The sequence below is a fragment of the Bacillus sp. 2D03 genome (assembly GCF_003946765.1).
Taxonomy (GTDB): domain Bacteria; phylum Bacillota; class Bacilli; order Bacillales; family Bacillaceae_G; genus Bacillus_A; species Bacillus_A cereus.
This window is the reverse complement of sequence record NZ_RPSJ01000004.1, coordinates 294,581-312,336: the sequence shown is the minus strand read 5'-3', so window position 1 is coordinate 312,336 and position 17,756 is coordinate 294,581. Positions and strand designations below refer to the sequence as shown.

Here is a 17,756-nt window from a genome sequence, read left to right as displayed (position 1 = left end):
ATGAAACATGTTACATAAGTCTACTGTACATGCTGGTAATAACCGCTGGATACATATTAAGTTCATATGTTTCATGAGCTTAACAATTTTATGTTTAATTGGATCTATATTTTTAGCCATTTCATTTGGTGCAAAAGATATTCATTTACAAACGGTGTGGGCAGCGGTTTTGGATTACAATCCGAAACTAACACAGCACCAAATTATTTATGAATTAAGGCTCCCGAGAGTAATTGGTGCAGCAGTTGTAGGGGCAGCTTTTGCGGTTGCTGGTGCTGTTATGCAAGGTGTAACACGAAATCCTTTAGCTGATGCAGGTGTACTCGGAATAAATGCAGGTGCGATGTTTGTAGTAGCACTTAGTTTTGCTTTTTTCCCACATATGCCGTATTCCTATTTAATGATTGTTTCCTTTATTGGAGCTGTTTTAAGTACAGTACTTATTTTTGTTATTGGATCAGCAACATCAGGCGGGTTAACACCAATGAGGTTAACGATTGCTGGAGCGGTTATGGCAGCGCTTTTACATTCATTAAGTTCAGGTGTTGCGATTTATTATGATTTAAGCCAAGATTTAGCGTTTTGGTATGCTGGTGGTGTTGCAGGGGTTAAGTGGGAACACTTGAAATTTTTAGTCCCTATTATTCTTATAACGATTATTTTTGCGACAATGCTAGGGAGATCTATTTCACTCATATCAATGGGAGATGATGTTGCTACAAATTTAGGAGTGAAAACGAACCGAACGAGAATACTAGGGATGATTATAGTAGTCATTCTTGCAGGTGTATCTGTTTCAGCTGTTGGTTCTATCGGATTTGTAGGACTCGTTATTCCGCATATTGCTAGAAAATTAGTTGGTGTTAATTATCGACTCATTATTCCTATGTCAGCATTATTAGGTGCTATGTTATTAGTTTTAGCTGACCTAGGAGCAAGAGCAGTAAACCCTCCTAAAGAACTTGCGATAGGAATTATGGTAGCTCTTGTTGGAGTTCCGTTCTTCCTCTATATAGCACGTAAAGTTGGGAGGGAGCTATAAGTGAGGGGTCTTATTAACACAGATAAAAAAAGAGCCATTACTGTAACTACAATATTCGGTTGTATTGGTATCGCTGTTATTTTACTTAGCTTAAATACAGGGACACTTAGTATTGCACCGCTCAAAGTAATTCAAACGCTTTTCGGTTATGGTGATTTTGAAAGTGCAACCGTGCTATACGATTATCGTATGCCAAGAATTATAATCACAATGTTAGCTGGTATTGGCCTTGGGATTTCCGGTGCGATTTTACAAGGATTATCACGTAACGCACTTGCAGACCCTGGTATTTTAGGATTGCATTCAGGTGCATCTTTCGGGCTAATTATATTTGTTACTTTCTTTCATTCTATTAATGAGAATGCATCGATTTTAATACCGTTATTTACATTTGGTGGGGGAATACTAGCTGCATTTTTAATTATTATACTTGCGAGTGATCGGTCAAATGGTTTACTTCCCATTAGACTTATTCTCGTTGGTATTGCTGTTTCAGCTGGATTTAGTGCGATTTCGTTATTTTTCTCTCTCAAGTTAAATGATGAGACATATACATTCGCTTCCAGATGGTTAGTTGGTAACGTGTGGGGAAGGGATTGGATTCATGTCCTTGCATTATTACCTTGGATTTTCATACTAACCCCGTATGCATGGCTAAAATCTAAAACGTTAAATGCATTGTCACTAGGTGATAGTGTAGCAGCAGGACTTGGTGTTTCTGTTCAAAAAGAACGGTTATTACTTTTAGCTACAGCGGTTGGATTATCTTGCGCAAGTGTATCGATGGCAGGAGGAATTGGTTTTATCGGTTTAGTTGCTCCGCATATCGCAAGGAAGTTAGTAGGTACTACATATCAACACTTTCTTCCTTTAGCTGGCATTATCGGAATGATTATTTTAGTGCTAGCAGATACGATAGGTCGTTCTATATTTGAGCCAAACTCTATTCCAGCTGGTGTAGTAGTGGCAGCTTTAGGAGCACCGTATTTTCTTTATTTACTTACAAAAACAAAATAAATACTTCAAAGAGGAGAACATATGAAAAAGAAACTTACTATTTTATTTAGCATGATGTGTATTTTAGTATTAGCAGCATGTGGTCAAACGAAAGCTAATGAAGAGGCAACGAAAAAAACGGAAAAAAGTAATGACCCAAAAATTGCTTCAATGTCTATTCATTTAACGAATGATTTACTTGCATTAGGAATTACACCAGTAGGTTCTGTTATTGGTGGAGATTTAAAAGATTTCTTACCGCACGCTAAAGAGAAGTTGAAAGATACGAAGAAGCTTGGTGTTGTAACAGATCCGAATATGGAAGCGTTACTTCAATTAAAGCCAACTGACATTTATGTTGATGAAAAATATGCTGGTAAAGATGTAGCGAAATACGAAAAAATTGCAAAAACACATTCTTTCAATTTAGATGAAGATACGTGGAGAGATCATTTAAAACAAGTTGGTAAACTTGTAAACCGTGAGAAAGAAGCAGATAAATATATTCAAGATTACGAAGAGCAATCAAAACGAGTAAAAGGTTTAATAGATAAAGAGCTAGGTAATAACGAAAAAGTAATGGCAATTCGCGTTACTGCAAAAGAATTGCGTGTATTTAGTACGAAAAGACCGATGGGACCAATTTTATTCCAAGACTTAGGGTTACAGCCTGCAAATGGTGTAGAGAAAATTGATGGAAACCGCCCTTTCGAAGTCATTTCACAAGAAGTATTACCTGACTTTGATGCAGATGCTATTTTCGTTGTTGTAAATAGAGACGATAAGGCAAAAGCTGCATTTAAACAACTTCAAGAAACACCAATTTGGAAAGACTTAAAAGCTGTTAAAGAAAAGCACATATACATTATTAATGACCAACCATGGCTAGACTATTCTGCTTTAGGTAACAAAATGGCAATGGATGAAGCGGAGAAAATGTTTACGAAATAATATCGATTCGATGTTAGGAAGATCCTCTGAATTTTGAGGGTCTTTTTTATTGTTAGAATAAATAAAAAAATATACAATAAATTTAATTTAATGCAGAGGAGATGTGCCGATGTCAGCACTTATTGTAAGTATCCCGTTTATAAAGCAGTTTATGGAAATAGGGGATAAATAGGCTAGAATAATTATCCCCATTATTTAATAAAGGGGAGTTTGAAATGACAATGAATCTTTTTCAAAATAAAACGATTAAATTATCAGTTATGAGAGAAGCAGATGCTGAAGTAATGGCTATGTGGCAGGAAGATAGTGAGTATTTAAGAAATGTTGATACAGATGTAGCATTCCCGGAATCTTTACAGGAAATAGCGAGTGATGGGCTATTAAAGGGACGAAGATCGAATAGTGTTTCTTTCATGTTAAGGACAGTTCAAGATGATCGCTTAATTGGTTTTGTTGCAATTCATGGCATAGAGTGGAATAACAGAACGGGTTTATTAGCTATTGGTATAGGAGATGCGAATGATAGGGGGAAGGGATATGGAAGAGAAGCGATCTATCTTATCTTAAAATATGCTTTCTATGAATTGAATTTACACCGCATCGGTCTCGATGTTATTTCGTATAATAAACCTGCCATTGCATTGTATAAAAAGATGGGTTTTCAAATGGAAGGCTGTATGAGAGAAGCGGTTCAAAGAGATGGGAAGTGTTTTGACCGTATGATTATGGGGATATTGCGGGATGAATGGATAGAGCTGCAAGGTTAGAAAGTACATTCGAAATTATATATGTAGTATGCAGGAGATATAATGGTAATTGGCGAAAATTTACAGTGTGTTGATTGAATTTATAAGGAGTCATGCAAAATGAATTTAGAAAAGGCAAAACCAGTAAATGAAGAGGTCGCCGAATTAAAAGAACTTATTAAAGAGTTACACGGAAGTGTGCACCAACTTCAAAGTGAAGTGCAGCAACTAAGGCACGAAAGACCAGTTGTTGAAGTGAGAAAAGGTGTTCAATTATCACCAACAATTGTCGGACAAATTGGTGGTATGATTTTAGGTGGTTTAGCAATTATCGGTATATTTTGGTGATGAAAAAAGGTTTGCAGCACGGATGCTGCAAACCTTTTGTATTTGACGATATAATTTCATGCAATACAACTTTTACATTAAATAACGTAAATATATATAAGCATGTGATAACAAGAGTGCAACAATAGTTAATGGTAAACCAATTTTTAAGAAGTCCATATAAGAGAAGCCATGTCCTTCACGTTTTGCAATACCAGCAACGACTACGTTTGCAGATGCACCGATTAGTGTTCCATTTCCTCCTAAGCAAGCTCCAAGAGATAACGCCCACCATAGTACTTCGATTTGCGGAGAATCGACAGATAGTCCGAGTCCTGTAGCTAAGTCTTGAATAAGAGGAATCATCGTTGCGACAAATGGGATGTTGTCGATTGTCGCAGATGCGATGCCAGATACCCATAAAATAAGTATAGCTGCGAATCCGATGTCACCGTTTGTTACGTCGATTACTTCTCTTGCAAGTGAAGAGATAAGTCCGATATCAATTAACCCGCCAACGAGAACAAATAATCCGGCGAAGAAGAAAATGGTTACCCATTCAACGTGGGCAAATACATCTTCAATATCATGTTCTTTCACGCCGATTAACATAAGAAGTGTAGCGCCTGTCATCGCGATAACAGCAGCGTCTACATGAATAATCGAATGAAGTACGAAGCCTAAAATAGTTAGTCCTAAAATCGAAATAGATTTTAAAAGGAGGCTTTGATCTTTAATGTAATCTTTTTCGTTTAATGCCATTAGTTTTTCGATTTGTTCAGGTGTTGTTTTTAGTTTATTACGATACATGAAGTAAATAATGCCAAGTGTCACGATAGAAATAATAATTACGATTGGAGCTAAGTTAAGTAAAAAGGCGTTAAAGTCTAAATGCTTGTTTGCTGATCCAATCATAATATTAGGTGGATCACCGATTAATGTTGCTGTTCCGCCTATATTTGAAAACAGCACTTCTGAAATCAAATAAGGCACAGGATTTACTTTTAAAATACGTGTAATGGATAGCGTAACAGGAACGATTAATAAAACAGTCGTTACATTGTCCAAAAATGCTGATCCGACAGCAGTTAATAGGGATAGTAATAATAAAATGCGAATCGGTTTTCCGCCAGCTGCTTTTGCCGCTTTAATGGCCACAAATTCAAAGACGCCTGATTGACTCGTAATATGTACGAGAATCATCATCCCAATTAAAAGGGTAATCGTTTCCCATTGAATATGTGATGTGAAAGCAGTATGTAAATCTACAACTCCAAAAATAATCATAATAGCAGCACCGAATAGTGCGATTACAGCACGATTCAATTTCTCAGAAATAATAAATCCGTACGTGATTAAAAATACGGCAATTGCAAAATAATATTGCCAATTTGCTACTTCATGTGCTGACTGTTCCAATCATGTCACCTTCTTTAAATTATGTATTCAATTGTCGAAATGTATCTCGCTGCAATAATACGGGATAAAATATATTGTAGCAAATTCAAAAAAGAAAGAAAACTATTTAACAAAGTGAAGGAAAAAATGTATTTTTTACATATCATATAAAAAATATAAAAAACACAGTGCAAATTATTAGGAAAAGTGAGCGTTGTCCTCTAATATAGAGATAGCAATTTACATTATTTTTGCGTAAAATGGTTTAAAGAGGTGAATTCCGATGGAAATAGTAAAAGATAGTTCTCTTATTCAAAATGAAATTGAACGTTTTGTAAATAAAGATGTATATATTCATTTAGAAACGACAAACGGAGCGTATGCATCACACATAAATGAAAAGATGATGACAGTTGGTGCTTTCATTCGAAATGCGATTATCCGTTTTGAACGCGGGAAGATAACTGGAACAAATCCATACCGAGTTGGTCTGAAAATGGATCACGGTTGGGTATATGCTGAAGGTATTACGCACTGGGAAGTAGACGATCAAGAGCGTTTATTACTAGCTGGACATGATAATTTAGGTCGCTTAGCAGTTGCACTTGAGTTAAGCTTAACACCATTTAAGTAAGAAGGAGGGAAACTTATGGAGAGACATGTACTTGTTGTATTTCCGCATCCAGATGATGAAGCATATGCTGCGGGAGGAACAATTCGCTTATTAACAGATCAAGGAGTACCTGTAACATATGCATGTGGTACTCTAGGACAAATGGGACGTAACATGGGTAAGAACGTATTCGCTAACCGTGAAACGATTCCACATATCCGTAAGAAAGAATTGAAAGATGCTTGTAAAGCGATGGGTATTAAAGATTTAAGAATGCTTGGCTTCCATGATAAAACGTTAGAATTTGAAGATGTTGATTTCGTTGCTGACAAAATTGAAGCAATCATTCAAGAAGTAAATCCATCTCGAATTATTACATTTTATCCAGAACACGGTGTACATCCAGATCATAATGCATTTGGCCGCGCTGTCGTTCGCGCTGTATCACGTATGCCAAAAGAAGAGCGCCCAGTTATCCATGCTGTTGCGATTACGAAAAATCGTGAGGCAGTATTAGGAGAACCGGATGTTGTAAATAACATTAGTGAAGTATTTGATCATAAATTAACTGCATTAGGTGCGCACCGTTCACAAACAGAAGCAATGCTTGAAGACACGCATGCAAAAATAAAAAACAAAGATGCAGCAACATTAAAATGGCTGCAACTTGAACAGTTTTGGACTTATAAATGGGAGTAGGCTAGAAGGATACCTTCTAGTTACTCTTACATAGAAAAGCGCCGTCACTTGTGATGGCGCTTTTTTTATTGAAGACTATATATTTCTTAAGGGGCTTCAAAATTTTTAAATTAACGTGCAGTATAGCCTCCATCAACAAGAAGTGTTGTACCGTTAACAAAACTAGCTTCATCACTTGCTAAAAATAAGACAGCTTTAGCGACTTCTTCTGGTGTTCCAAGTCTGCCTTGTGGATGAAGTGAAGCTAAATATTCTTTCTGTTCAGGATTAACACTACCAAGTAAAGGGGTGTCAATATAACCGGGGCACACCGCATTAATACGTATTCCATATTTAGCGTAGGCAGTACATAAATTTTGAGTTAATAGTTTCACACCACCTTTTGCAGAGGAGTATGCTGTTGGGGTAGGTAATGAAACAAAACTATGAATCGAACCAGCGTTAACGATGACACCACCTGTACCTTGTTTAAGGAATTGTTCAATCGAATATTTATTAGAAAGGAATACTCCAGACAAATTAATATCAATAGTTCTTTTCCACTTTTCATAGGATAATTCGTTTGCTGGTGCATCATCAGCAACGCCGGCATTGGCATACATAATATCTAATTTACCGTATGTACTTACTGTCTCATGAATTAGCTGTTTAATATCTGCCTCTTTTGTTACATCAGTTTTAATAAATAACGTATTATATCCATGTGCATTCAATTCATCTGATAGTTCTTTTCCACGTTCAGAAAAGTCAGCAATAACTACTTTTGCACCTTCTTCGATAAAAAGACGAACAGTAGATTCGCCAATTCCACTTGCTCCACCAGTTATGATTGCTACTTTGTCTTTCAATTTCATATAAACCTCTCCATTCATCAATGAATTTAAGTCGAATTTTAAAATCTGGTTATGTCACTATTAACCTTAAATAGTAAGTAGATAGAAGAAAAAGCTCGCGTTTACTTAATTGTGAGAGTGCTATTTTTTCTTTAGTGTACTTTTTGATACAGTTATGGACGAAAATATTAATTTGGTCAATCTTATCATTAGATTGAATATTTGGTAAAGAGCTCTCGAACAGAGCGAGTACGGATGCTGAAAAATTAAAATAAATATGAAGTATTATTTGTAGGGTAAGGAACAAGGGGAGAGAAGCATAACGAAAACTACTACTCTATTTAAATAGGAAAAAACCTTGCAGGGGGGCAAGGCTTTAAACAGGGTATTAAAAATTATTGATTTATTAAGAAGAACTTCTTCTTGTGAATAAACTAATTTTAGCATGATAACTCATATGTATGTGTTACGAATTTGTGAATAAAAACTCAATGATAAAAGTATGAGTGAAAGGAAATAATGTATTTGAAATATGTATTATTACAGAAAGTTTAGTTGAAATAGTGAGGAAAATAAAAAAGCGCAATGAGCAAAATAATTAAGAGACGAATTATATGAAAGATTAGTGGAACGCCTACTATTTAATTCTTTAGAACTGATTTTTAATAATGCATATAAGAAGCGTATATTTTGAATTATTTAATAGAATAATATATATTTATATTGATTTAGTGATTTTAGTTTGTTAAAAATGGGGAAATCGATATGAAGGTTAAATTTGCCGTAATAAAAGATGAGAGCTTTGATTGTAGTTTATTGGAAACAAAATTATTGAAAACTTTTAAAGAAGTAGATTGTGAAGCAGATATTGTAAAGGTTGAGGATGAAATTTTTGAAAACAATGATGTACAAACACATTTATCAGAAATAACCATTCATGTTACTGGAAAAAATATCGGATATAGATCCGTTTCAGCCAGTATATTTATTGTTCTAGAGAGTTTATCAATACAGCTATTTCGTATTCATATTAGTATACTTTAAGCAGTTCAAAAATTGGCTTCTTCAGAAAATCATACTGATTATATGGAGTTGTAAATATGAAAACAATAGAAATTATCGTAGGTGCTTCCGAATGTTGGATTGCACCTTGTTTGTTGTTAAATAAACAAGGGGTTCCTTTTAAAATTTTAATGTATCTTAACGCTAATTTATAAATAGAAGAATAGAAACATGTGAGTAATTCAATTAGATTGTACAAATAATTTGGTACGCGGATATACGCAATGTATTCACAGGTAAGAGGGTTGTCTCATAATATATATAGATTTTTCTATTAAGATGAACAGAGGGTGTGAATATATGGAAGATGTTTACGCTAAAATTGACAGTCTCAAGGCGGAGCAAAAAGAAATTATGAGAGACATTCGAAATTTAGAAACGCGTACCACTATTAATGAGAAAGACATAGCAACAATCAATAAGCAATTAGAAAAAATAAGTACAAACACAACTTGGATTTTGCGAATTATTATTAGCGCGATAATAATGTCAGTTTTAGGATTAATATTAAAAGGAATGATTTAGTCTTGTGAAATAGGACGATATAAAAGAAAGAGGGGAACTCCCTCTTTCTTTATGTAAATGAGAAACTATAAATTTTCCGTTTCCTTTTCGTCTGCATACTTATCCTCTAAGGAAATTAATAGAGGGATTGATACGGTTACTAGAATGATTAAAGTAGTTATAAAAGATTTAGAAAGAGAAAAAGAACCTTCAATTAAAGGTGATAAAAACTTGAATGAAAGTATACTTGTTATTAAGGAAATTACTAAAAAGCTCAAAAGAGATATATTTTTATTCTTTATAGATGTCTCTATAAAGTCTTTAACACAGGTTATTACGACAAATATAGTTAATATGATAAGAGAAACAAAATAATGTGTTACATTTGTCATACTAATAGTAGGATCGTCTATTATGTAAGCAAGTAACTTAGATACTAATATTCCTCCAAACAATAAAATAATAAAAGCAAGTAATCCTTCCGATATATAAGTGCTGAAATTGTCTTTCTTGTTAAAGAGTTTATAGTTCAGAGTAGATTGGATTATTTGAATTAGGAATAGGCTAATAATCCATACATAATATACAAATGGTAATTCTCCTGAGAATAGAGAAATTAGGAAATTTAATACTGTCCTTAAAATTTCAATCATTACGAAAGTCCTCCTGTTTGTAAGCTTGTGACATTAAAATATGCTAGTCTATCGTTTAATAATTAAGTTTATGAATTCAAACTATTTCTAATTATTCCATAAAAAGGTGAATGCATCAAGTTATCTTTTTAACAATCCTCCAAGGCCGAGCACTAGTAAAAGAAACGCAATATGTAATATAATTGAAAAAGTATATTTAAAAATCGATGTTAATATTACCCTCCTATAAGTATTAACATACGTAATTGAGGTGTTTTCTTTGTTGTTTTATGACCGGATTTCTATAATGGCCCCTCCTGTTCCGTAGCTAAGGAAAGTCTTTTTATTTCTGAGATTTTCAAAGTTATAGGAGGGTATGAAAAATGAAAAAAGTCTCAGTACCATCACTTTTGTTAATGATTATTCTTGTCGCATTTCCGCAAATTAGTGAAACGATTTACACACCGTCGTTACCTGACATTTCAAAGGCGTTACATGTAAGTAATAATGAGGTGCAGTTAACGCTTAGTGTGTATTTTGCTGGATTTGCTTTAGGTGTATTTTTTATTGGATGGCTATCAGATATAATTGGCCGTCGCCCAGCAATGTTATTTGGAATTGTCGTATATGGCGCTGGGAGTTTCTTGTGCTTTATTGCAAGTTCCATTGAAGTTTTATTGGTAAGTCGTTTTATTCAAGCGTTTGGAGCAAGTGCAGGATCAGTTGTGACGCAAACGATTCTTCGTGAAAGTGTAGAAGGGCATAAGAGGCATGTTATGTTTGCTCAAATTTCAGCAGTCATTGCTTTTACACCAGCGATAGGACCGTTAATTGGTGGCTTTCTTGATCAAATGTTTGGATTTAAAATAGTATTTTTAAGTTTAGTAGTTATGAGTATCGGTATTTTTCTGTATACGTTTGTTTCTCTTCCTGAAACAAAAACGGGCTCAGTAACGAATAAAATAAATGTATTTTCAGTCTTGAAGAGGTTAATTACAAATCCAAAAGTGGTAACATATGGGCTGTTAATTGGAGGAGCAAATGGTGTTTTATTTAGCTATTATGCAGAAGCGCCGTTTATCTTTATTGAATACTTTCAGTTATCGCCTAGTATGTATGGCTTTCTAGGAATTGTTGTAGCGTCTGCTTCTATTGTTGGAGCGAAAATTTCAAAACGTTTACTTGCTACTTATAAACCAGAGAAAATTATATATATCGGTTGTCTTGTAATGACAGGAGGAGCTATCCTTTTATCTGTTATTACGTTTGTGGGATCAAATCCGAATGTAATATATATGGTTGTATTTTTAATAGCGATGTTTATATTGCTATTAGGAATTGGAGTAGCGTTACCTAATTGTTTAAGTTTAGCGTTAGTAGATTTTCAAGATGTTATTGGTACAGCTGGAGCGTTGTTTAGCTTAGGATACTATGTAATTGTAGCGATGACAATTTGGGGAATGAGTCAATTGCATACGGGCTCGTTACTGGTGATGCCACTTTATTTTCTCGTTATAGTAGTTATAATGGCAGTGTTTACTAGGGTATTTATCTTTGGTAAGCAAACTTCGAAATCGATTTAAATATGAAATTGTAAAAGAGTCTCATTTTTTAATGAGACTCTTTTATATTTTATCCCGTTGTTTTGAGGCAGAAAGGTTTCTGCCTCAAAATTTGGCTGGAGTAAAGAAGTTAGTAGTTTATTAATATATTAAATTCCTTATTGGTATATGAATCGAATGTGTGGGAAATTACGTTATCAACTATAAAGGTTGAAGTATTTGAGATATGAAACCGAGGAAGATAGCATCTCCTCGTTTATTTATATTGTAATAATATACATGTCGGAATCATATTGAATAGATGTATTTTATTGTTAATTTAGTTAAAAATTAATCAGACTTATGTATAATAATTTATTGAAAAAATAATTGAATTTTTCAGATTAATGAATTAATATAAGGTAAGTAATTTTAAGATTTATAGAATATTGGAAGATGAAAGGTTCTGAGAATTTTATTAGGAGCACAAAACGATTTTAGGATAGCTTTAAAGCTAGTGTAAAATGACGTTTGCTTCATCATTTTCAGGGTCGAAAGGAATTAGGGGAAAGCATCTTGTGTTAAAATGCGGCTATGAATCATCTAAGAGGGGGAAGTGAAGTGGCAAACAAAGAATTGAAAAGAGGTTTAGAAGCACGTCATATTCAAATGATTGCTTTAGGCGGAACGATTGGTGTTGGTTTGTTTATGGGATCAGCCAGCACAATTAAATGGACAGGTCCGTCAGTAATGCTTGCTTATGCAATTGCAGGTATTTTCATCTTCTTCATCATGCGTGCCATGGGAGAAATGTTGTATATGGAGCCAAGTACAGGCTCATTTGCGACATTCGGTCATAAGTATATTCATCCACTAGCTGGTTATATGACAGCGTGGAGTAACTGGTTCCAGTGGGTTATCGTTGGGATGTCAGAAATTATCGCGGTTGGAGCGTATATGCAATATTGGTTCCCGGATTTACCAGCTTGGATACCAGGTATAATTGCAATGGTTATTCTTGGTGCAGCTAACTTAATTTCTGTGAAGTCATTTGGTGAATTTGAATTTTGGTTCGCGATGATTAAAATCGTTACGATTCTATTAATGATTATTGCGGGATTTGGCCTTATTTTCTTCGGAATTGGTAACGGCGGAGAAGCGATTGGCATATCTAATCTTTGGTCAAATGGCGGTTTCTTTACAGGTGGTTTCTCAGGATTCTTCTTTGCTTTATCACTTGTAGTTGGTGCATACCAAGGTGTGGAATTAATTGGTATTACTGCTGGTGAAGCGAAGGATCCAAAGAAGACACTTACAAGAGCGATTCAAAGTACAATTTGGCGTATTTTAATTTTCTACATCGGTGCTATTTTCGTTATTGTAACTGTGTATCCGTGGGATCAATTAAGTACAATTGGTAGTCCGTTCGTAGCAACTTTTGCGAAAGTTGGTATTACGGCAGCAGCTGGATTAATTAACTTCGTTGTTATTACAGCAGCAATGTCTGGTTGTAATAGTGGTATTTATAGTGCTGGTCGTATGCTTTATACGTTAGGTGTAAATGGACAAGCACCGAAATATTTCACGAAACTTTCTGGAAATGGTGTGCCTTTATTTGGTACAGTTGGCGTAATTATCGGTCTGGCGGTTGGTGTTGTTTTAAGTTACATCGCACCGAAAAACTTATTCGTATATGTATATAGTGCGAGTGTACTTCCTGGAATGGTACCATGGTTTGTCATTTTAATTAGTCAAATTAATTTTAGAAAAGAAAAGGGAGCAGAGATGAAAGATCATCCGTTCAAAATGCCATTTGCTCCTGTTACAAACTATTTAACGATTGCCTTTTTAATTATGGTATTAATCGGAATGTGGTTTAACGATGATACTCGTATTTCATTAGTTGTAGGTATTATTTTCTTAGCTATCGTTACAATTAGTTTCTATGCTTTTGGAATAGGAAAGCGAGCTCCGTTAGACGTTCAAAATAATAAAGAGATTTCAAGTAAATAAAGAAGAGGCTGTTCATCTGGAACAGCCTTTTCTTATTGTTGTTATTTGTTGATAAATCGATATAACTTGTCGAATCGTTGATATAATTTGATTTGTGATAGATATATTTGAAAAATCGTTGATATAATTTCACATACTATCTGTCGCTATCATGATTAAAATTTCTCTAATACGATTTTCCCAATGGTGTGCCCGCTTTCAAGTAGTGTATGTGCTTTCTTTAAGTTTTCAGCGTTAATCGGTGTTAATGTTTCATTTAAAGTAAGAATCCTTTACTTCTACATTATAGATGGTGAAATACTGCTATGTAAAAAAATACCCTCTTTTTTATGTAAGCTGTACTGATAGTCTAGAAGGAGTTTATTTCTAAAAAGAAGAATTTTTTACTGTATTACTTTATCCAAAACTAAATGTAAAGGTGGATACATAATGACAGTAAAGAAACTTTATTTCATCCCAGCAGGTCGTTGCATGTTAGATCATTCGTCTGTTAACAGTGCGTTAACACCGGGGAAACTATTAAACTTGCCGGTGTGGTGTTATCTTCTGGAGACGGAAGAAGGTCCTATTTTAGTAGACACAGGTATGCCAGAAAGTGCAGTTAATAATGAAGGGCTTTTTAACGGTACATTTGTTGAAGGACAGATTTTACCGAAAATGACTGAAGAAGATAGAATCGTGAATATATTAAAGCGTGTAGGGTATGAGCCAGACGACCTTTTATATATTATTAGCTCTCACTTACATTTTGATCATGCAGGAGGAAACGGTGCTTTTACAAATACACCGATTATTGTGCAGCGAACCGAATATGAGGCAGCACTTCATAGAGAAGAATATATGAAAGAATGTATATTACCGCATTTGAACTACAAAATTATTGAAGGGGATTATGAAGTGGAACCAGGTGTTCAAGTATTGTATACGCCAGGTCATTCTCCAGGCCATCAGTCGCTATTCATTGAGACGGAGCAATCCGGTTCAGTTTTATTAACGATTGATGCATCGTACACGAAAGAGAATTTTGAAGATGAAGTGCCGTTCGCAGGATTTAATCCAGAATTAGCTTTATCTTCAATTAAACGTTTAAAAGAAGTTGTGGCGAAAGAGAAACCAATTGTTTTCTTTGGTCATGATATAGAGCAGGAAAAGGGTTGTAGAGTGTTCCCGGAGTATATATAGTGCAAAAAGTCATGAGTTCGCGTGCTCATGACTTTTTCATTTAAATAATTTTTTTAAATAAATTATAAACTTTTTTTGAACTATCTTCGTTTAACTGATAGTACGTAAGGTTTACATCATCAGGAGTATCTTGCTGAGCAATCATCACTTCGCTGCTGTGATGATCAACTATCCATATGAAATATTTTTTATAAGTTCCATCCTCGAAAGTAATCCACATATCACAATCTATTAAATCTGATCCTTCTTCATCCAATGTTAATTTGCCTTTTTTTGCGGTATTCATACTGTTAATAAATGTTTTTAATTCATCTGTTTTTGTGAGAAAGATATCCTTTTTTGTTTTAATTGATTCTACATGTATATCTTTTATTTCCTGCTTTCCTAAAAAAACAGGGGGCTCATTTGGATCTCGCGAGCTTGAAATAATAGTAGCTTTCTTTTTCGGTTTGTTTGCAGTATAGAGATCTTGAATAGATTTTCCCGAGTTTACAAACCATACAATTCCACAAATAATTAATACGCTACCTAGCAATAAAATAATTTTTTTAATAGGGTTTTCTCCTCTCTATTATTTCGTGTGAAGAGCTTTTCTATTAATATATGATAGGTAAGCGTAAAGTATTATAGTTGAACTTGGTTATGCTTCACAGTTTTTATCGGGCGATCTATGAGTAAATTGTAAGTGAGCCCAATTAATACGAAAATGCCACCGATAACTTTACCAATTGAGAGTTCATTTGTCAGGAAGAAATCAATAATAGTCCCCGCAAATAATTGTCCGATAAAGATGAGTAATGTTAAATAAAAGGCTGATATTTTAGGAGTAATATAGTTGGATAATGAAATAACGATAACGCCTACTAATCCGCCTAAGTACACAGCAATAGGAATAGATTGTAACGTCTGCATTGGAATATACAATGAATCTGAACTGAAAATTAAAAATAACATAGAGAAAAATAATCCAGTAATATAATTAAAAAACGTGCCTTCCCAATTTCCGATTTTCGCTGCTAAATTCGCGTTAATAATTCTAGCAACAACGATAGAAACACCAGCTAAAATAGCGATCGTAATATATAACATTTTCTTGCCCCCATTAATAAATTGTCATGATTATAATTCCAGAAGAGATGAAACATAATCCAATTAGTTTTTTCTTTTCAAACTTTGCAACTTTCATTCCTAATAAGCCGAAATGATCGATAATGATGGAAGCAATGGATTGGCCGAGTAAACTTAATGCGATCGTAATAGAGGCACCAAGGACGGAGAAACTTATATTATTAAAAAGAACAGTGAATACTCCAATCGCTCCAGCGCTATATAAAAAAAGCGGAATACCTTTATTGAAATGAATTTTATGTTTGTTTAAGATTAAAACGAAAATAACTGCAATTAAACCGACAAGGTGAATGACAACGCTTGCTGTATACTTGCCAATTAATTCAGATAAAATCCCATTCAATGGAAGCATAACGGCAATGAGCACACCAATAAAGACAGAAAGAAAGTTATACAATGTAATATCCCCTTTATATTTCATATTTGTAATGACTGTATCATGCTGAAATTGTGTATTGTTATGACATATGTCATAGTGGAAGAAGAAAATTTTGATTACAATGGGGATGAGTTGTAAAGGTGGGGAACTATGAAGAAAGTATGTAATTCTATTAAATTAGCAGAGTATATAAAGCAAAATAATATTGATTCATTTTTTAGTCATGATATGAAGCCATATATGGAACTTATATTTTTTAAAAAGAATGAGTTTATTTGTAGAGAAAATGAAGAGATAGATTATTTATATTTCTTTGTTGAAGGAAAAGCGAAAGCGTTTAACACATTAAGTAACGGGAAATCGGTATTATTATGTTTTTACGATAGTTTGCAGTTACTTGGAGATGTGGAGTTAATTCATTCTCAAAGAATCACTTCAAACGTACAAGTGATGGCAGATTCATATTGTGTTGGTTTACCATTAGGAAAAGTGAGAAATCAGCTATTTCATGATGCGAAATTTTTAAGATGTATTTGTGGATCATTGGCACATAAATTAAACCGACTTTCCAAAAACAGTACAATTAATTTATTGTATCCGCTTGAAAATAGACTTGCGAGTTACATGTTAGCAGCCGGAGAACGAGCAGTTCAGCATGAAAATAGAATTGTGTTTAGTGGGAATTTAACGGAAATAGCGGAGTTGTTAGGAACGAGTTATCGGCATTTATTACGTACTTTGAATCTTTTTTGTGATAAAAATATAATCAAGAAAAACAATGGTTGTTTTGAAGTAGTGAATGTAGAAGTTTTGAGGGAATTGGCTGCGGATGTTTATAAATAATATATTAAAGTAGGGATTAAGATGAAAATAGCTATAATTTCAGATATCCACGGAAATAGTCACGCTTTAAAATCGGTATTAAAAGATATTACACGTCGCAAGGTCGAAATGATAATAAATTTAGGAGATAGTGTGTATGGGCCGTTAGATCCTTTAGAGACAATTGAAATATTAATGAGTAGCGAGATGATACATATTAAAGGCAATTGTGATCGAATGCTTTGGGAACCTATACAAGAGCAATCTGCTACACTAACTTTTGTTCAAAATCAATTAACAAATTATCATATAGGTTGGTTAAAACAACATCCTTCACAATTTATTGTAGACGATATGTTATGTTGTCACGGTACGCCAACTTCAGATGAAGTGTATTTGTTAGAAGAGATGAATGAGAATGGTGCAATATTAAAGAATGAAAAAAATATAATGGATCAACTCCAAAATATAGAACAAAAAATAATAGTATGTGGTCATACACATATTCCTAGAGTTGTTTATTTTGCGAACGGAAAGATCATTATAAATCCAGGAAGTGTAGGACTTCCAGCATACAAAGATGAGTTACCTGTTATGCATAAAATGGAATCAGGAACTCCGCATGCAAAATATGTAGTGATAGAAAAGGTTTTGGGAGAATGGACAATTGAACAAATTTCAGTTCCTTATAATTGGGAAGAAGCTGCTGGATTGGCTGTTCAACAAGAAAGATATGACTGGGCACAGGCGCTAAAGACTGGGAAGATAGAATGAAGGGGAGTTTACTTTATGGTAAACTGCTCTTTTTTATTTTGAGTAGATATTGAATTATATAAAAATAAAATGTTATGATTATGGAAACGTATGAATATATGAACAAATGTTCAT

General features: G+C 34.1%; 20 protein-coding genes and 1 pseudogene. 14 read left to right on the top strand and 7 right to left on the bottom strand.

Features of this window, described 5'->3' with window-relative positions; genetic code table 11:
* The first annotated feature begins 7 nt into the window (after positions 1-7).
* The 5 genes from EBQ15_RS12135 (at position 8) to EBQ15_RS12115 (ending at position 4,083) form a co-directional block, all read left to right on the top strand.
* Positions 8-1,042: a FecCD family ABC transporter permease gene (locus tag EBQ15_RS12135; RefSeq protein WP_000902720.1), complete on the top strand. Its 1,035-nt coding sequence runs from the start codon at positions 8-10 to the stop codon at positions 1,040-1,042.
* Positions 1,043-2,059, top strand: a complete 1,017-nt coding sequence (locus EBQ15_RS12130) for a FecCD family ABC transporter permease (RefSeq protein WP_001214640.1) — start codon at positions 1,043-1,045, stop codon at positions 2,057-2,059.
* A 21-nt stretch (positions 2,060-2,080) separates the two neighbouring features.
* Positions 2,081-2,989: an iron-hydroxamate ABC transporter substrate-binding protein gene (locus tag EBQ15_RS12125; RefSeq protein ID WP_000728214.1), complete on the top strand. Its 909-nt coding sequence runs from the start codon at positions 2,081-2,083 to the stop codon at positions 2,987-2,989.
* A gap of 215 nt (positions 2,990-3,204) precedes the next feature.
* Entirely contained in the window at positions 3,205-3,756 is a 552-nt protein-coding gene (locus EBQ15_RS12120) for a GNAT family N-acetyltransferase (protein ID WP_000178487.1), read from the top strand.
* A 99-nt stretch (positions 3,757-3,855) separates the two neighbouring features.
* Complete coding sequence (locus EBQ15_RS12115; protein ID WP_001047304.1) at positions 3,856-4,083, top strand: coiled-coil domain-containing protein; 228 nt, start codon at positions 3,856-3,858, stop codon at positions 4,081-4,083.
* A 72-nt stretch (positions 4,084-4,155) separates the two neighbouring features.
* Here the strand turns inward: EBQ15_RS12115 and EBQ15_RS12110 are convergent, their stop codons facing one another.
* Entirely contained in the window at positions 4,156-5,481 is a 1,326-nt protein-coding gene (locus tag EBQ15_RS12110) for an ArsB/NhaD family transporter (protein WP_000437992.1), read from the bottom strand.
* Positions 5,482-5,743: 262 nt separating this feature from the next.
* Between EBQ15_RS12110 and EBQ15_RS12105 the strand changes: the two genes are divergently transcribed.
* Positions 5,744-6,094: a YojF family protein gene (locus EBQ15_RS12105; protein ID WP_000407045.1), complete on the top strand. Its 351-nt coding sequence runs from the start codon at positions 5,744-5,746 to the stop codon at positions 6,092-6,094.
* Positions 6,095-6,109: 15 nt separating this feature from the next.
* Entirely contained in the window at positions 6,110-6,772 is a 663-nt protein-coding gene (bshB2, locus tag EBQ15_RS12100; RefSeq protein WP_000439486.1) for a bacillithiol biosynthesis deacetylase BshB2, read from the top strand.
* Positions 6,773-6,882: 110 nt separating this feature from the next.
* Here bshB2 and EBQ15_RS12095 read toward each other — a convergent pair whose 3' ends face one another.
* Complete coding sequence (locus EBQ15_RS12095) at positions 6,883-7,626, bottom strand: SDR family NAD(P)-dependent oxidoreductase (protein WP_000768021.1); 744 nt, start codon at positions 7,624-7,626, stop codon at positions 6,883-6,885.
* A gap of 744 nt (positions 7,627-8,370) precedes the next feature.
* Between EBQ15_RS12095 and EBQ15_RS12085 the strand changes: the two genes are divergently transcribed.
* The gene (locus tag EBQ15_RS12085) at positions 8,371-8,649 is read left to right on the top strand and encodes a hypothetical protein (RefSeq protein ID WP_000865018.1); all 279 of its coding nucleotides are present in this window, start codon (positions 8,371-8,373) and stop codon (positions 8,647-8,649) included.
* Positions 8,650-8,967: 318 nt separating this feature from the next.
* Entirely contained in the window at positions 8,968-9,192 is a 225-nt protein-coding gene (locus EBQ15_RS12080) for a hemolysin XhlA family protein (RefSeq protein ID WP_000390462.1), read from the top strand.
* Positions 9,193-9,257: 65 nt separating this feature from the next.
* Here the strand turns inward: EBQ15_RS12080 and EBQ15_RS12075 are convergent, their stop codons facing one another.
* Entirely contained in the window at positions 9,258-9,824 is a 567-nt protein-coding gene (locus tag EBQ15_RS12075) for a DUF5823 family protein (RefSeq protein ID WP_000570029.1), read from the bottom strand.
* A gap of 362 nt (positions 9,825-10,186) precedes the next feature.
* Between EBQ15_RS12075 and EBQ15_RS12070 the strand changes: the two genes are divergently transcribed.
* Positions 10,187-11,386: a multidrug effflux MFS transporter gene (locus EBQ15_RS12070; protein WP_000757975.1), complete on the top strand. Its 1,200-nt coding sequence runs from the start codon at positions 10,187-10,189 to the stop codon at positions 11,384-11,386.
* Between the two features lie 579 nt (positions 11,387-11,965).
* Positions 11,966-13,357 (top strand): amino acid permease, encoded by a 1,392-nt coding sequence (locus tag EBQ15_RS12065; RefSeq protein WP_001284404.1) that lies wholly within the window; start codon positions 11,966-11,968, stop codon positions 13,355-13,357.
* A gap of 155 nt (positions 13,358-13,512) precedes the next feature.
* On the opposite strand, the pseudogene EBQ15_RS12060 reads toward EBQ15_RS12065, so the two are convergent.
* Positions 13,513-13,620, bottom strand: a pseudogene (locus EBQ15_RS12060) (zinc-binding alcohol dehydrogenase family protein); the annotation flags it as partial.
* Between the two features lie 166 nt (positions 13,621-13,786).
* On the opposite strand from EBQ15_RS12060, the gene aiiA reads away from it, so the two are divergent.
* A complete protein-coding gene (gene aiiA, locus EBQ15_RS12055) occupies positions 13,787-14,539 on the top strand; it encodes a quorum-quenching N-acyl homoserine lactonase AiiA (RefSeq protein ID WP_000216579.1) in 753 nt (250 codons plus the stop codon).
* A gap of 40 nt (positions 14,540-14,579) precedes the next feature.
* On the opposite strand, the gene EBQ15_RS12050 is transcribed toward aiiA, so the two are convergent.
* The 3 genes from EBQ15_RS12050 to EBQ15_RS12040 form a co-directional block, all read right to left on the bottom strand.
* Positions 14,580-15,074 carry a YhfM domain-containing protein gene (locus tag EBQ15_RS12050; protein WP_000901696.1) on the bottom strand — a complete coding sequence of 165 codons (495 nt, stop codon included), beginning with the start codon at positions 15,072-15,074 and terminating at the stop codon, positions 14,580-14,582.
* 89 nt (positions 15,075-15,163) lie between these two features.
* A complete protein-coding gene (locus tag EBQ15_RS12045; protein ID WP_000965802.1) occupies positions 15,164-15,628 on the bottom strand; it encodes a DMT family transporter in 465 nt (154 codons plus the stop codon).
* Positions 15,629-15,641: 13 nt separating this feature from the next.
* The gene (locus EBQ15_RS12040; protein ID WP_002000352.1) at positions 15,642-16,088 is read right to left on the bottom strand and encodes a DMT family transporter; all 447 of its coding nucleotides are present in this window, start codon (positions 16,086-16,088) and stop codon (positions 15,642-15,644) included.
* A gap of 108 nt (positions 16,089-16,196) precedes the next feature.
* Here EBQ15_RS12040 and yeiL point away from each other — a divergent pair, with 108 nt between their 5' ends.
* Both yeiL and EBQ15_RS12030 read left to right on the top strand, forming a co-directional pair.
* On the top strand, positions 16,197-16,889 hold the full coding sequence (gene yeiL, locus EBQ15_RS12035) for a transcriptional regulator YeiL (RefSeq protein ID WP_000754826.1): 693 nt from the start codon (positions 16,197-16,199) through the stop codon (positions 16,887-16,889).
* A gap of 21 nt (positions 16,890-16,910) precedes the next feature.
* Positions 16,911-17,642, top strand: a complete 732-nt coding sequence (locus EBQ15_RS12030; protein WP_000684252.1) for a metallophosphoesterase family protein — start codon at positions 16,911-16,913, stop codon at positions 17,640-17,642.
* The last annotated feature ends 114 nt before the right edge of the window (positions 17,643-17,756 follow it).